The following is a 17,294-nucleotide window of genomic DNA, read 5'->3' on the forward strand; positions in this document are numbered from 1 at the left end:
ATGAGAGTAGAGGAGTTAGTGCTTTGGGAGCGCTGGAAGTCTGATCAGTGTATTCAGTCACGAGAATCAATCTTCAAGCTTTACCAAAGCTGGGCGCAAATAGAAGCACTCAGTTGGTCGAGAAAGTTGCGATTGCACGGTGTTGAGCAAAATGATTTTATTCAGTGTGCTTATGTCGGGCTATTGGATGCAATGGACTCGTTTAAGCCTGCGCTGGGTAATAAGTTTAAGACATATGCGCAATATCGTATCAAAGGCAGTATTCTGAATAAGATTTTTAGTTATTCAGAAAATGGAACCTATTTACAAAAGTGCAAGGTTGACTCCGAAGACTTTCTCTTGATGGAGTCGTATGAAGAAAATCTAGACTCGTGCGATGATGTGTTTTCTGACTGGGTATCTAATCTCGCGATTGATCACCTGTTGTCTTTTTCTTTTAATGAATATGAACATTTATTGATTAAGGGTGAAACATATTCACAAACAGAGACCGCGTTATTAGCGCAAAAGTGCCTGAATACTGTAGACGAATTAGAGCAGCCTAAGCCAATCATTCTAAAGCTGTACTATTTGAGGGGATACAAATTTAAGGAAATTGCGCACGCACTAGATTTGTCAAATGGCAGAGTAAGTCAGCTATACAAAGAGGCGATAACAGAGCTCAGTAGTCGAGTTTAATGACGCTACTTTTTCACCGATGCAAGCTTTACTAACTCTGCTATTTTTGGGTCTTTAGAAGCGCTTGATTGCACTTGAGAAAATATAGCTTCTACCATATTTTTAAATTCAGCTTCTTGTGCGAAAGCATGACCGAACCTCGCTTCTAATACCCCAGCTATTTTCTGTTTTAAATCTTTATCTGGATTTTTGCTGTTAAACTCAGTTTTATTTGATTTTTTAACAGTCGACGTATTTCTAACTGGCCTCTTTTTAGACGAGGATACGGTTTTCGCATGATGGTTAGAATGACTGACTGGCTTGATCATATTTAAACCTGGTTTTTGTATATATCGAGCAATATAGATGTTTTCTCAACATCTGTTTCAGCTTGTTTTTCCGTTTCTGTGTTTTCATCTTCTACAACTGGCTGCTCGTCAGTTTGCTCACCTGAAAGTAAAGATATGATATTGCGTACATCATCATTAAGCGCGATGTTTTCGTTATTTAGTTCTAAACCTTTACGAAAAGCTTGTATGGCTTTTTCTTCCTGATCTAAAAGTAAAAACTGAATGCCCGCAGAAAAGTGCAACAGGTACGATGATTCATCTAGAGAAAGCAGTATATTTAAGTGGGTCTCGTAATCAATGGATGCTTGTGAAACCATGGCAAAAAATACGTATTGGTATCTTGCGATGTGCATATTCGGGTCAAGCATGACTGTTTTTTCAAACGCTTTTAACGCCTGTGCAGTATCTTGTTTTTGAGCTAGTTCAGACGCCAGTAAAAATTGCAATGCCGCGTTATCTGGAAATTCCAAAGTGGCTTGCTCTATCAATGCGATAGTGTCTTCTTGCCCATTATTCATGGCTTCAATAATGGCTTTTAACGAGCTGTCTAGTTTGTTCATAATGCTCAAGTCTTAATTAAATATAGCCCTAATTTTCTCACCTAAGCGCGCGCGAGGCAATAACTGATTGCCATTGGAAAGAAAAAATATGGCTCGCTTTGTGTTTTGAATTTGCTAATAAATGCTTATGTTTGGCGAGTTTATTAATGCTTTTAGAATACATGTTTCGAATACTGCTATTTGACACATAAGCCAGTTTATATTCAAAGATTATTTCTCTATTCAATAAGTCGCTATCTTATTTGAACTATCTCGCAGAGCGCGCTCGATTTTCATCCTGATTTAGCGCCTAAAAAATCGTCCCTATACTTTGAGAAAATAGGACGTAACTCTATTTTCAATGCGATTTTGTTCGTGACTGAGATAAGTAGTGAGCCATCCACTTATCGATGCGCATACTATTTGATCATTTATTGGTTACGCCGTCTTGCAATGTAAATCGTTGGTAATTTGTGGGTATTGAACTCTTGAAATTCTGTCAAGTTTAGTTATACGGACACGTGTTACTTGTCACAAAAAAAAGCAAAAAATATGGATTTTCAAAAATAAATTCATTTTTTTTCAAAGAAAATTAAACTTTTTTTGAAAACAGAGGAAGAGGGTTATAAATAAGAAAAAAATAGGTAAACAAGTGGGTATTGTATTCTCTTCAGAAAGTCTAGGCATTTTTGGACACTCTCTTTCATCGTTAAGCGGGAAACAAATAGGGCAAAGTAACGAGTCTGTGTTTGTGAATGCGGCGACGGGTAATCTGGTTATTCAAAACAAAGACGAGCAGGTAGCAGGTCTTGGGCAAGGATTAGGCGTTGTTAGAACTTATAACAGTGAAGGTCACTTTGATGGTGACAACAATGACCAATGGCGATTGGGCTTTTTAAAGAAAATAGTACTAGAAGGCGCTAAAAACTCGTCTTCAAGTGTGGTAATTCGCACTACAGCTGATGGATTTGAGCAGCGCTTTTCATATGATACTGCGCGTAAATTATATGTCAGCAAATCAGGTACTGGTGCTGATGATACGCTCCAATATACGAGTAGTGGCGCTGTTTTAAAGCAGGATGGCACACAAGCGCAAGAGTTATATGACACGTCAGGCCGACTCACTGCCATCGAAAGTGCGCAAGATCACAAAACCACGATTCAATACTCAAGCTCGACTGGTCGAGTGGCAAAAATTATAACAAAAACTGAAACGGGTACTGAGACCACAGCGCTTTTATACAATGCGCAAGGTTTATTGGAGAAGTTGGAAGTTCAGTCAGGCACGTCAAAAGCATATAGCCGCGTTTATTACGGTTATGACACACAGAAGCGCCTTTCTTCTATCAAAATAGACCTCACTCCTGAAGACAATAAAGTGTCTGACGGCAATGTGTACGAGACCAAGTATACCTACCATGGGTCGAGCAAACGTGTTCATACAGTCAGCCAATCTGATGGCACCTCATTAACAATTAGTTATGAGGCGCATGGTAGTGACTTTAGAGTTAAGACCTTGACTGATGGTGAGGGTAACCAAACCAGTTATGATTATGTCAGTGCAAACCATACAGCGGTTACACTGGGCGGCGTGACGACAGACTACTTCTTTGATAATAATAAACGCTTAACGTCTGTTGCTCGCATAGAACAACACCAAATTGTCAAAGAACAATACAGCTATGATGCGAACGGCCGATTGAGTGAAATTAAAAATGGACTCGGCCATTCAACCCACTTTGAATACGATGCGCATGGCAACATAACAAAACAAACCGATGCTGACGGCGTGACGGTAACACGTACTTACAATAGTGATAATCAACTATTAACTGAACAAACCGGTCAAAATATTACACGTAACATATATGGGAGCAATCAGCGCTTACGTTTCAGTATCGATGCGGAAGGTGGGGTGGTTGAGTATAACTATAACGCATTGGGACAACGTACTGCCCAGCGTGTATATACCGAATTAAAGTACACGGGGAATGTGTTCACAGAGTCTGCGCTAGCACAATTTGTTGGTACTGTGGTCAAACAAGACCAAGAGCTCACCCAATATGATTACGACTTTAGGGGCCAGCTAAATACACTGACTCGTTATAGTGATGTCAATGCGCAAGGTGCGGGTACTGGTGTGATTAGTACCACTATGTACGTCTATGATATTCACGGCCGTTTATTAAAAGAGACAAGGCCGCAAGGGAGTGATCAGAGTACGTCATATAGTTACGATGGTTTAGGTCGTATACTGACGAAAACAGAATCGAATAAAGCGGTGACTGCGTATAGCTATGATGATGCGAATCAACGCATTGGGACACATTTTGCCAATGGCCTTTGGCAAACCGCAGTGTATGATAAAGCCGGCATGTTGGTATCGCAATCCAAAGGCAATGCACTGGGGGCAGATGACCTTGGTGTAGAGCGCTTTTATCACGATACGCAAGGGCGTGTTGTTGCGCAGCAAAATGCGCAAGGTGCGCGTAGCTATGTGTTTTATGATGATGTCGGAAATCGCGCAGCAACGGTTAATTCGTTGGGTAAAGTGACGCGATACTGGCATGACAATGCGGGGAAACAGATTCAAGTCACAGAGTTTGCAACTTTATTGTCTACTTCGGGGTGGCTCAACAGTGCTGGCGGCGTGACTAAAACATTGGATTGGCTGGATAGTCAATTGAATACGATGGCAAATCATGCAGACAACCGGACCCGCTATACATTGTACACGCCATCGGGCAAACCTGAATACAACGTTGATGCGGATGGGTTTGCTACGCAATTTATTTACAATGAACTTGGGCAGCTTGTCGAAGAGAAACGTTATAAAACTGCGCTGAGTAGCTCAGCATTAAAGCGAATTAATCAGCCTATTTTGACGCACCAATGGGATAATTATGATGCGTCACCTGCTGGTGCAACTATGACCCCCACCTTTGATGCAGACTACGGTGCCCAAGTAATGGTCCTAAAAGGCAGTGGCAAAGAAAATGGCTACCGTTTGCGTGGTGATAACCGGGTGAATTGGCAATCTGAGCAGCGCACTATCTCTTGGGACATGAAATATGCAGAAGCTTACACGATTTTTATCAGTGTAAATACCACCGCTGGCCACCGCTACATCACGTACAATCAAGGCGCTAAGTCGCCTTATATGAACGGACAATATGCTCATCACTTCTTAGACGTAGACACCACGAGTGGAAAGTGGACAACGGTGACGCGCGATCTCGTCGCAGATTTAGCGGCGGTGCAACCCAATGTCACTATTACGAATATAAATGGCTTTTTGGTGAGGGGGTCTGGTCGTATTGGCGAAGTGCGCCTTTCTGGTTTAAATGCGCAGGCCAGTGCGCGCGATGCGATTTCAAAACACTATCAGTATAATGCAAATGGCCAAGTTGAATATACGACAAATGGCGATGGCTATGTGACGCGATTCTATTATGACCAGGCTGGAAACGAAATAGCCCAGCGCCAGTATAAAAATACTGGCACGCCAGGACACATCACTGAAACTGCGGATGACCTGATATCTCATACATTTTACAACCAACAAAGCCAAGTTGTAGGAAAGCTGTCCTCCATAGGCGCTTTGACGACGTTTGAATACGATAAAAATGGCCAGAAAATTACTGAAACGCAGTATCTAACTCAAGTTAAAAATCACGTTATTGGGAGTCCACTATCTGTGCCAAATGGCACGACAGTGAGGCAAGCCTGGACCTATACTTCTCTGGGGCAAATTGAAACCCACACAAAAGCAGATGGCGGCTTAGATAAGTTTACTTATGATAAGGTCGGGAATTTGGTTCATCGCCAAACCTTCGAGTCCAGCTCAGCGGCGGGCGTCACGCAAACTAATGCGGTCGATGATTTTAATGACAACGCCATTGATGGTTTTACTGTTTCTGGCAATACATCTAACTCTATTGAAGTTGCTAATGGCAAAGTTAAATACACCAGACTAGCATCCGCAAAAAGTGAGTGGCCTTCCATTATTTCTAAGCAGTCGTTTGAGCTTGCGGACAATGTATCAACCAGTATCGAAGTAACGACTGGCAGCAAATTGAGTGGCATGTATTTTTATGGTGGGTTGGATAACTCGGGAAGCTGGGCTGCAAAAACACTAGATAGACATGCGGTCTATTTTGATGGAGTGAATATCAGTTCGGGCGTTGTCAGAAATGGTATCACCCAAGGATATAAACCGCTGCTTGCATTGTCAGAAAACACCACTTACGTGGTTAATTGGTCTACTACCGAGAAGACAACGACCTTAACGGTATACCCAAAGGGTCAGCCACATGAAGCGGTTTCAGTAACTGAGACGACAAAGGATTGGAGTAATCGTGCGAAGCTACGTTTCTACAACAATCCTAGACCAGGTGCCAGTAACGCTGAAGTTTACGTCGACAACTACAAATTACGTTCATTAAACGAAGTAAGTAGTACCCGTTATCAATATGATCTATTGGGTAGACAGGTTGCCACATTAGATGGCAATGCGTTACTAGGGGATAACCGCAATCACCCGGTTGATACCGCAAACTGGGAAGTCTATGACCCCACCCCTGCTGGGGCAATCATGCAAGCGCAATATGATGCTGAATATGGGGCAGAGGTACTGACGGTTTCAGGTTCTGGTAAAAATAATGGGTATAGACTGAGGAATTCAGATCGAACGAATTGGGATGCACAAAGCAAAACCATTTCCTGGGATATGAAGTACGCTGAGAGTTATACGGTATATATCAGTGTCGCCACCCCTAAAGGACATCGTTATATAACCTACAACCCTAGCAACAGCGCTTCTTCGATCAGTAACGGGTATGCGCATATCAGCTTACCGACAACCACGACCAATGGACAATGGCATACGATTACGCGTGATCTCGAAGCCGATTTAAAATCGGTAGAGCCTGATAACCACATTACGAATGTGAGTGCATTTTTGATACGTGGTTCTGGCTCAATTGGTAAGATCACCCTAAGTGATATTGATCAGGCAGAATTGACGCGACGCGGCATTACAACTGGGACCAGTTTAACGCAGGGATTAACCGGGGCATTTGCAGCACAAGGCGACCACACGCAATATGATGTACTTGGCAATATTGTGTCTTATACAGACAAAGTAGGGGCCAAAACACGTTATTTTTACGATGCACAAGGTAATCAACGTTTTGAAGTAGACGCGCAAGGGCAGGTAACAGAGTACCGCTATAATGGCTTTAATGAACGCACGGATGTACTGCGCCATCATACTCCTTTGACAGAGGCCCAAATTGAGTCGGTGAAACTAAAAGGTGGATTGATCACCAATCGGTTAGCCAATGGCCAGACCATTGAAAGCTACCTTAGAGCAAGTGTTTCGCAAGGTGATGCGTTTCATGAGCGAGTCGACTATGACGCGAGAGGACTCGTAGAAAAGCAAATCGATGCACAAGGTTATGAAACAACGTTTGAATACAATGCATTTGCTCAATTGGTTAAGCAGTCACAACAGACGCATTTTACGTATGCAGATAAACTCGGTGGAAATAGCCGCAAAAAGACAGTTGTGTCGTCGCTTGAGTACAATGGCCGAGGACTGCTGCTTAGTACAACTGAGCGATATGGCAGTTCGTCTACCACAACGAGTCAAACATATGATGCATTTGGTCGTGTGCTAACGCAAACGGATGCAAATGGCAGCACATTAACCAATCACCATACATTGAATATTGCATCAGATCATGTGGGCCGTGTCGTAACTATGTCACGTGTGGTTGATGGTGCTACACGTCGTATTGAGACACAATACGATATGCTAGGGCGTAAGTTGCTGGTGGAACATGCATCAGGCCACACAACGGCATATGCGTATGATGATGCGAGTAACAGCATGACCGTAACGCAAGCTGATGGCTCCTCAGTCACAACAACGCGTAATGCGTTAGGGCTGATAGCGAGCGTAGAGCAGCTTGATCGTATTGGACAGCGGGTGAGCTTAAGTGAGTACCACTACGATAAGAATGGTAATCTCACCGAGACATATACCAATGGCAAATTAGCCTCTTTGACACAGTTTGATCGCAATGATCGCGTGCATTTGGTCACCGACGGTGCTGGGCGTCAAGTTGAAACACACTATGACAAAGTAGGTCGAGTTATTGCGAATGTCGTTGACCCTGATGGGCTCAAGCTGACGACGACGTTTTCGTTTGAGAAGCATGGCTCAAAGGTCACTAAAACAGAGCAAATCAAGACTGTGATAAGTGGCGGTACTGTCAGTGCTGGGACGCCTAATGTCACGCAAACCATATTTGATGCCAAAGGTCGAGCACGCTCTGTGACGACGATGCAAGGCAGTACGGTACAAAGTAAAACAGAGTTTGTGTACAACGCTGCAGGAGATGTCCTTAAGACGGTTGATGGAAGTGGTGCTGAAGCGGTTTCTAAGCAGTACGAATATGATGCGTTTGGTCGTTTGATTAAAACGCAGCAAGGCGATGAAATCACGCGCTATAGTTACGATAAAAATGACAACCTGATTAAAAAGGTTGAGTTGTTGGGGAGCAAGGTTAAAAACGACGCATCACTTGGAAGCAACAGCCCAATTGATGATCAACGTATTAGCTATTTTGTTTACAACGAATCCAATCAAAGAATAGCCGAATTTACAAGTTCAGAAATTAAATATCGTTCAGCGAGTAGTCGCGGGTCGATTGGCATCGTTAATCCGATTGAGCCTCCCGTTGTGATTGACCCTATTACGCCACCTGGAGAGGTGATGAGCGTAAGTTCAGGTGCCCAAATAAGCAGCGCGTTGGTGTCTCAATCTGGAGGTGCTGTCAACGGCTATTTAACGCTCAATGGATCAGCAAAATACTTCGACTATGATGTCAACGGCAATCTTATTGCGACACATCAACTCAGTGATGTTTTAGAAGTAGGCCATACTGAGTTTTCTCATGGACAAAGTGTCAGTTTAAGCACGGGTGAGTTCTCATATACAAACATTGCCAATGCCCTTGCAGGTGCCAAATCTAAAAACAAGATATCGCACTATACGGCCTATGATGAAAATGGTCGTAAGTCATTATCAATTAACGCTGATGGCGGTGTAACACAGTGGGTATATGATGCTCAAGGGCGCGTATTTGAGAGAATTAATTGGGGACAGCGTGCGACAATTAACGCGTCTGGTTTTAGCAAGCTTGCTCAGGGGACACTGGTGGCAGCTGATTTAACTCGATCAGGTGCCGCTTATGCGGATCAAAAAATAAAGTCCATTTATGATCAGTTTGGTCGAGTTCACCAAAGCATACAATTACTCGAAGGCAATACGGCAAGTTTGACGCAGAATGATTACGATGCGGCGGGTAAACTTGTCAAAACAACGCGATACGCAACAGCGGTGAGCTACAACACGGTGATTGACAGTAATGCGCCGATCAACAAGCCGGCCGCTTCAGCACAAGACCAAGCTAGTCATATGTTCTATGATGCTGCTGGGCGTCTGCGTTTTACTGTGGATGCGTTAGGTTTCGTTACTGAGCAGCGCTACAATGAAGTCAATGACATTATCAGCAGCATTGAACACAATACCTCTGTATTAGCTGTCTCGTCACTGCAAACTAAGTATACGAACAGTGAGCTAAGTTATAGTGATTTGGTAGCGCAGTACGGCGCTAGCGTACTGACTGGTGCCCGCGTGAGTGAGGCGGCATTTAACGCGCTCGGAAAGCTTACGTGGCAGCGCCATGCCGATGGGACCACAGAATCATACACGTACAATACCCGAGGCGAGAAAACCAGTCATACCAATCAAAAAGGGGCTACATGGACTTATGATTATGATAATACTGGCCGTCTTTCCTATGAACGAAGTCCTTCACAAACGATTCATAACTGGTCAAATGGCAGTCTCTCAACCCTCGATGGTGTTAATGTAACTAAACGGTTTGAGTATGACGGCTTGGGCAATGTGATAAAAATCACAGAAGGCGCACAGAAAAATAAAGTGTGGCAAAGTGTAGTTGAAAAAGCCGTTACCCACTTTGAGTATGACAATGCGGGTCGTCAGACTGGAATGAGGCAAGAAGCAACACGCAATTCACCTGCGACTGAAAGTATTACCAAATATGATGCGTTAGGACGAGCAATAAGATCAACGAAAGGTGCGGATTTAAGCCAAGCTGTTAGCGAAACGAACCCCCATGTGACTCAGTTGAAGATTTACGACAGTGTCGGAAATGTGAGATTTGAAGTGAGTGGGGACGGGAATATCACGGAGCGTCGCTACAATGCGCTTGGGCAAGCAGTGCAGCTGATAAAGTACGCCGATGAAACGACAGTCAGAACTGGGCAGAACCACAATATTGTGCTGTCTGATATGGTCAACAGCGGTGGCGCAATCGTTTCGGACAACCCACTGAATTTGCAAGTAAACGCATCAAAAGATAGATCTATTTTGACAACTTACGATGCCGCAGGTAGAAAACAGCGTGTCAATATTGGTAATCAGTCAACTCAGTTTACCTACAATGCGTTTGGCCAAGAGATTAAATCAGAGAAATTACTCTCGGGTAGCTTTGATACCGCAGGATATCGTGCATTAACGAACTATACGTATTACAACGGATTAGGCCAAAAAGAGGCCACTGTTGATGCGGGTAAATTCCTCACTACGTGGAATTATGATGCATTTGGTGCTGTGAAGACGCACACAGAGTATGCGGTAGCACTGACTGGCAGTATTAGTGGCACAAGTGTGCCAACAGGGCAAGCGGGCAATAGCACGTATGGTCAAAATCGCGTAACTGAATATCACTACGATGATATGGGACGTGTACTTCACACCGTGCAATCTAACGTGAACATTGCTGATTTTACACACTCGGCGAATTTTGAGTTTCATTCACACCTTATTTCCTCGTTTGAATATGACGCTCTCGGCAATACCATTTCGTCACAAAAGCGCACTGCAAATACGGGGGATTTGTCTAAGGTCACGGCGCAGACTTTCGATAAATTTGTCAGTGAATATGATGCTGTGGGTAGGCTTATCCATACTGCGAGTGAGTCTGTTGCGAAAACTGAGCTCGACACCAGCCAATTGCAATCGCAAGCCATAAATATCAAAACTGGGCGACGTTACACAACGATGGCATATGATGCTTTCGGCAACATGGTGAAACGCACCGAGCACGCAAATTCAGGCAGCGTATCTTCATCCACATTGGATATCACTGCACCATCAAGCAGCAATCTTGATAAAGTGACGCAGCATGAGTATAACGTTAGAGGCCAATTAATTGCTGAATATGATGCTTTGGGTAGCAAGATTACTCATCGCTACAACGCATTAGGTCAGTTGATTGAAACCAGACAATCTTACAATGAATGGAATCACGCAAATGAGCATTACTCATTCAGTTATCAGTATTATCATTTTGATCGTCAAGGCAATTACTTAAGCTCAAGCAGTAAAGTCGGTGGCTTGCCAGTAGGTGTGTCATTCAATGAGACAACGGGTGTCTTGAGTGGTGGTATACACTTCATCTCATTGGATGACGGCATTGGAGGGTACTCAACGGTCACAATTACTTTAGAGGCTAATTATCTCTCCTCTGACAGTGCAAAGCGTCAAACGCGTTCGTTTAACAGTAAAGAGACAAATAAGAGCGTGAGTGCATTTTCGTCATGGCGTAAACCGCATACCGGTAATGACGAAACCAAGCAGAGATACACTAAGTACTACTATAATGAAAATGGCCAAATAGAGCGTAAAACATTGGGTCATAACGATGGTGACCGTGATGGTGCAGTAAAGTCTTATTACACCTATTACAATGCATTTGGTGAAGTAAAAAAAGATGAAGAAGGTCGTTATTTATATAATAACGAGGGATTACTTTGGAAAACATCAAAAGGCGATGGGGTATTAAAAACATACAGCTATGACAATGCGGGTCGACTTACTAGCAATCTACATGCACTTAACGGGTTGACCGAGATCACCCGAGATGCACTGGGTAATGCAACCCTAATTAAACAGCCGCACTTTACCCAAAATGGTCAATCGATACGTCCACAAATCGAACAAACATTCGATCGATGGGGCAATGTAATTGAAGTGGTTGATGCGCATGACTTTGTTACTAAAATGGCATATAACCACAATAACCAGTTGATTCAGGAGACCTTGCCAACGGTTGCAGTGACTGATGAGAATGGTGAAACGACCGCCCAGACGCCAATTAACCTTTATCACTATGACGAAGCTGGTCGATTAATTCAAAAAGTAGATGGCAACAATCACACGCAAACCTACAAGTATGATGAAGCGGGTAATCAAACCCTCATCAAAGATGGAGAGGGTCACCTGACCTACCATCACTTTGATAACTTTGGTAGAAAAGTGGTAACGCAAGATGCTGAAGGCAAGGTGACAACCACAACTTATGACAAGTTAGACAGGGTGGTTGAAACAGGTCAATTTGGTGTGATCAACAATGTGTCTGGTACGTATCGTGCTGTAAACAGCTATGACTATGACGAGCTAGGCAATCGAACTCACGAGCGAGATGCGTTAGGCGGAGAAAAGTCTTACAAGTTTGATATGTATGGCAATGTGATTTACTCGCGTGACGAAGTGGGCCGAGAAAAGGTCTATCAATATAACAGTGACGGCACTCAAAGGAGCGAAACTTATCTAAACTTGTACTCAAATTCTGAGCCAGATAAGGACAAGAACTATCGCTATTTTGATAGCTATGGCAATCTGCAACGAGGCAATGACTTGGGTGGAAAAGACTTTAACTACACCTATGGTCGTAATTTTGGTAGTACAAAAGTCAAAACCCTCAACAGCTCGTACCAAGAAGCCGAAATTTCAAATATTGGTCGCTTAATCCACAAACAGAATGACCATGGTCAAAACATTGAATATCGATACTATGACAATGGTTGGTTAAAGAGCATTACCGATAAAACCACCGATGCATATTCCTATTTTGAGTATGATAAGGCGGGTCGAAGGACGCTAGAACTACGTCAATCTTGGGATGATTTACAACGAGTAATTCGTCATGAAACCAAAACGGATTATGACAGCCATGGTCGTATTTCGCTTACTCAAACTCAGGAATACAACAATACAAAGACAACGGGCACACCTAATTGGGTGAAAGGAAAGATCCTTTCTCGGGTTACGTATCGATATGATGCAGTAGGCAATCGCCGTAGTATGAGAGTGGAAAATGGGATCACGGGAGAGATCTCTGCAAATCCATCCCATACTTTTTACGGCACTTTACTGGTTAATGAAAATCAAACGCTTAATAGCACGACAGGCAGTGTTGCTCAATTTTTTGATGCGCTGCAAATCTCAGGGCTTGCTTATTCAGCACAAATATTTAAGCAAAATACGCAAGGTGGCTGGGACAAAGTATCTACGATTGATGGCATTAGCTTAAATACTAACGGCCTACTGGTTGGAACGCCGTCTTATGAATCTGCTGGCGTGTATCGACTCGATGTAGAGGCAAAAGACAATTCTAAATCACCAGCTCCGGTGTTTAAAGGTGAAATACGGGTTAACGTTTCGAATGTTCAAGCACCTATTGAGACAAAGCCAATTTCAGCAAAATCAGTAAGAGAAGGGTATAGCGTCAGCATAGATCTAAGTAGCCATTTTGTTGCTGACTCAGCTTCAAGGCAGCTTAAATATGTCATTAAAGGCCTGCCTTCGTCTTTATCTTACAACCAATCTGGCGTTATCAGTGGCAAGCTCGGCTACAAGGATGCAGGTACTCGTACCATAACTGTTGAAGTGTCGGATAAGAACAATGCCAGCATTAAACGCACAGAACAATTTACGTTGAGGGTGTCTGATACGCCTTATGTAACGGTAGAAGAGGAAGGTGATTTAACCATCACTGTGAAACAAAGTAATGAATCTGGTGTCCATATTCGTCGATTAAGCAGTCCCAGTTTTGCGGTATTTAGCGGTAACACACTGAAGATTAGCCCGTCTGCGAGCGATGGTAGAAGTGCGCCTTATATTATCAAATATGAAAAGTACATGGTGGAATCTGAGCCAGGGATTGAGCCTTTTGAGACCTCTTTGGGTACATATGAATATCATGTGTCAGTACCAGATACGAAAGTGGTTAATCAGCCTCTGACGGCAAGAAATGGAACGCTCAGCTACCGAGAAGGGCAGGCGCTGTCCAATTCCAATGCCAATGTCAAAGGTTACTTTACAAATCCAGACAATGACTCGTTGAGCTATGTCGGTCGATTCTTGAAACGACAAATGGTGCAAGTTGGTGACCCACTTGAACCTCATTATGAATGGCGTTGGGTGATTTCAAGTCCACCAGAGGGAGTTTCATTTAATCGTGCGGGTTATATTCAAGGTACGTTAGGGTCTTCTTCATCGGGTAATTATCGATTAGAAGTGATTGCAACAGAGACGAATCGGCGAAACCCGAACACGGCAACTGCAGTGTTGACGTTAAATGTTGCAAACGTGAAACCGCCAATTTCGACTCGAACGATACCAAATAAAGAGTCGGAAGAAGGGCAAACCTTTACGTATAATATCTCGAGCTATTTTACCCCTGACTCAAGTAGCCGTGTTTTAGAATACTCGGCGACGGGCTTACCATCTGGCGTAAGTATTAATAAAACTACCGGCGTTATTTCTAGTTCTGGTGTGCTAAAAGATGGCACGGCAAAAGGCTATACCATTAATGTCACAGCAACAGATAAAAATAACCGTAGCATTACTGCGTCATCTACTTTTTCGTTGCGTATCAAAAATATCGACTATGTGACGATCAATGAAGGCCAGACACGCTCACTAAATATAGCAAATGTGGGTGGAACTTATTCAGGTATCACTAAACGACTAATTGGCGCACCAGCTTGGGTCAAAGTATCTAATGATAAGAGAACGTTGACCTTAACTCCAGGTGCATCAGATGGTCGTTCAAGCGCCTACTCATTTACGTTAGAAGTCAGTGAATACGACCATGAATTAAGACGTAACTTTGTATTGGCCACGAAAAAGTACGTAGTTAAGGTCAATGATACACAAACACCTAATAGGCGTCCTGCAGGGACAATAGACAACAAAACGGTGTCAGAGGGAAGCTACTTTTCTCACAATGTGGCGTCTAAATTTAAAGACCCAGATGGTGATGCGCTGACTTATACGGCGACTTTCTATAAACATGAATATGATCCGGGACCCATTGACTTAAGATCCGTTGACTTAAGATCGCCAGTGAGTCCGCAGTTATCATCTGCGCTTATTGAAGGAGAGGAGCGCGGTCCCGATTCTAATCCAATCACAGATGGAGGGAGCTGGGTATGGAAGCGAGTATCTAAGCCTTCAGGCTTGAGCTTTAGTTCTTCAGGTGTATTGAGTGGCACGCCTTCGTACAGCTCTTCGGGTAAATATAAAGTTGTGGTTGTGGCGACTGAACAAAAGTCAACCAAGCTTTCTGCGTCTGCTGATTTTGAGTTAAAGATCAACAACGTTGTGCCTAATAAAGCACCTACGGTCAGCCTAAGTGGTGCAACTAGCGTGAAAAAAGGCAGCAGTGTGACATTCACTGCAACAGGCAGAGATACCGATGGCTCGGTTAGAGAATACCAGTGGCAAAAATCATCGGGGGTGAGTTTGTCTGGTAGCGGAAGCCGCGTCGCAGTCAAAGGTATCACAGGGGGTAATCAATGGGTCAAAGTGCGTGTTAAAGATGACGACGGGGCTTGGAGCAGCTGGACTACAAGAAGCATTACGGTAACAACCACAAGTGCGACCAATCGTGCACCGGTATCAAACGGAAACCTCCACAAGTTTATGTTTGCGGATGATTACCTGTACTACACCATTCCATCAAATGCATTTACTGATCCTGATGGTGACACCCTTACTTACACCGCGACAAATTTGCCACGTGGCGTCAGTCTAAATGGCAATCGCATTTCCGGGAAGGTAACTAGCCCCGGTCAATACGGTATCAAAATCACTGCTAAAGACCCTAAAGGGCTATCAGCGTCTTTAATCCTCAACCTAGAGGTGGAACCTAGCTTTGATGAAATACCTTTTATAAGTCCATTTTCTTCTGCGCGCAGTTTGCAATTTGATGCTGCACCTATGGCCGCGTCATCTGCTCAGCCACAAGCAAACATTGCTGAAACAGAATCGGTTCCTATGCTCAGTCGCGCAGAGCCGGCTGTGATGCAAAGAAGTGCTTTGGCAAGCGTGTCAACGGCTTCGGCGAGCGCGCAAAGCACTAGCGCAGACAATGTAGATGAGTATTGGTTTACTTATGATGGTAACAATCGAGTCATACACGATGGTGGTGGCTTAGTAAATGGTCAAATTACGACTAAAGCACAGGGCCAATATATTGCTTACAATGACGTTGGTCAGCAAGCACTTCTTATCAGTGCAAATAACCGAGGTGCTCAGCAGTTTATTTATAATAGTTGGGGCCAAATGGCAGCGGTTGATAGCTATCAAAATAAAGCCAATATCAATCTGTATGATGCGCGCGCAACGTTGTCAGCTAATCCATCTCACGCTAATTGGGTGGCGAGTAGCCGATTTGAATATGATGCACTTGGGCGTGTAACAGATAAAAGAGACTACTTTAGCGCGTCAAGTTCTAGGGTTATCCATTTGTCATCAGGTGGTGATGAAGACCCAAGGCATTTAGCACCTCAGGCACCGAGTGTGGAAGACAATGTTTGGGTGACAGTCAATTATGGCGGGGCAATTAAGAACCACACTGAAACGCGATATAACGCCGCTGGTGAGGTTGTATGGGTGCAAGAAAAGGGGCTCAATATCAATATTGAGTCGACATTGAAACAATATGCATCCCCGTATTTATCTGGGGAAGAAATCTATGTGTCTGAGCCATGGAGCGAATCAAACCTGTCTGTGAACTCCATTACCCAAAACTACCTATATGATGGCGCGGGTAATGTGCGCTCATATGCTTATTATCAAAAACGTGGGCTGCCTTCTGGGGTTACGGAGCTTATTCATAATTTTAGTAAGCGATATGAAGCGAGAGAATCCTATTTAGAATCTTTAACAACAGGTACGGGTAGTCGCGCACATAAAGACAGCCAAAACCTGCAAGATGCGCAAACTAAGTCCAGTTATGATGCGAATGGTAATCGCACACGTATTGAAGAGCATATTACCGATTCTCGTTATCAAGGCGACAAAGACGTGAATGCACGTTACATGCGATACGACGCTGAAGGTAAGCTGATTTCTAAGGTGACCGGGCAGCAAACGCAAGTATTAACAAGTGCACATTTAAATACTAAACGCTCATATTATAACCCTCGCTCTGGCGAAGTCATTGATTGGGAAACTACGGTTGCACAAAACGTGGGCTTTAAAGAAGACGAAAACTACTTAGGCCGAGAGACAGGCAGCTATTACTTATACAGTAGTAGCAACTACCTTGGAGAGCTGAGCAAAACGGGCTCAAACTCAATAAAGGAGCAGCATTTTAGCGCGCCAGATAGCAAAACGTCGTCTGTCATGGCCCGTCATCAGGTTCAAGCAGGGGATACCCTCAAAGGCATTGCTAAGCTTTATTATGGTAATGAAAACCTCTGGTACATCATCGCAGACCTGAATGGTTTAGGAGCCGGCTCTGAGTTGCAACCTGGAGTGATGCTCGATATCCCGTCACGAGCGAATGCGTTTAACAGT

4 protein-coding genes are annotated in these 17,294 nt (G+C 43.7%); 2 read left to right on the forward strand and 2 right to left on the reverse strand.

All coding sequences use genetic code 11. The annotated features are described in order from the left end of the window. Positions 1-678 (forward strand): sigma-70 family RNA polymerase sigma factor, encoded by a 678-nt coding sequence (locus tag L1286_RS22375; protein ID WP_235409267.1) that lies wholly within the window; start codon positions 1-3, stop codon positions 676-678. Positions 679-683: 5 nt separating this feature from the next. Here L1286_RS22375 and L1286_RS22380 read toward each other — a convergent pair whose 3' ends face one another. Then, on the reverse strand, positions 684-986 hold the full coding sequence (locus L1286_RS22380; protein ID WP_235409264.1) for a hypothetical protein: 303 nt from the start codon (positions 984-986) through the stop codon (positions 684-686). Positions 987-988: 2 nt separating this feature from the next. Further along, the gene (locus L1286_RS22385) at positions 989-1,567 is read right to left on the reverse strand and encodes a hypothetical protein (RefSeq protein ID WP_235409265.1); all 579 of its coding nucleotides are present in this window, start codon (positions 1,565-1,567) and stop codon (positions 989-991) included. A gap of 631 nt (positions 1,568-2,198) precedes the next feature. Between L1286_RS22385 and L1286_RS22390 the strand changes: the two genes are divergently transcribed. Further along, the coding region (locus L1286_RS22390) for a putative Ig domain-containing protein (protein WP_235409266.1) at positions 2,199-17,294 on the forward strand (15,096 nt) is incomplete at its 3' end.

It is taken from the genome of Pseudoalteromonas sp. SMS1, from assembly GCF_021530565.1.
Lineage (GTDB): Bacteria > Pseudomonadota > Gammaproteobacteria > Enterobacterales > Alteromonadaceae > Pseudoalteromonas.

What these genes read in the sequence shown, in the direction of transcription:
- L1286_RS22380 (WP_235409264.1), bottom strand. Translation starts at nt 986, where the DNA reads ATGATCAAGCCAGTCAGTCATTCTAACCATCATGCGAAAACCGTATCC.
- L1286_RS22385 (WP_235409265.1), bottom strand. Translation starts at nt 1,567, where the DNA reads ATGAACAAACTAGACAGCTCGTTAAAAGCCATTATTGAAGCCATGAAT.
- L1286_RS22375 (WP_235409267.1), top strand. Translation starts at nt 1, where the DNA reads ATGAGAGTAGAGGAGTTAGTGCTTTGGGAGCGCTGGAAGTCTGATCAG.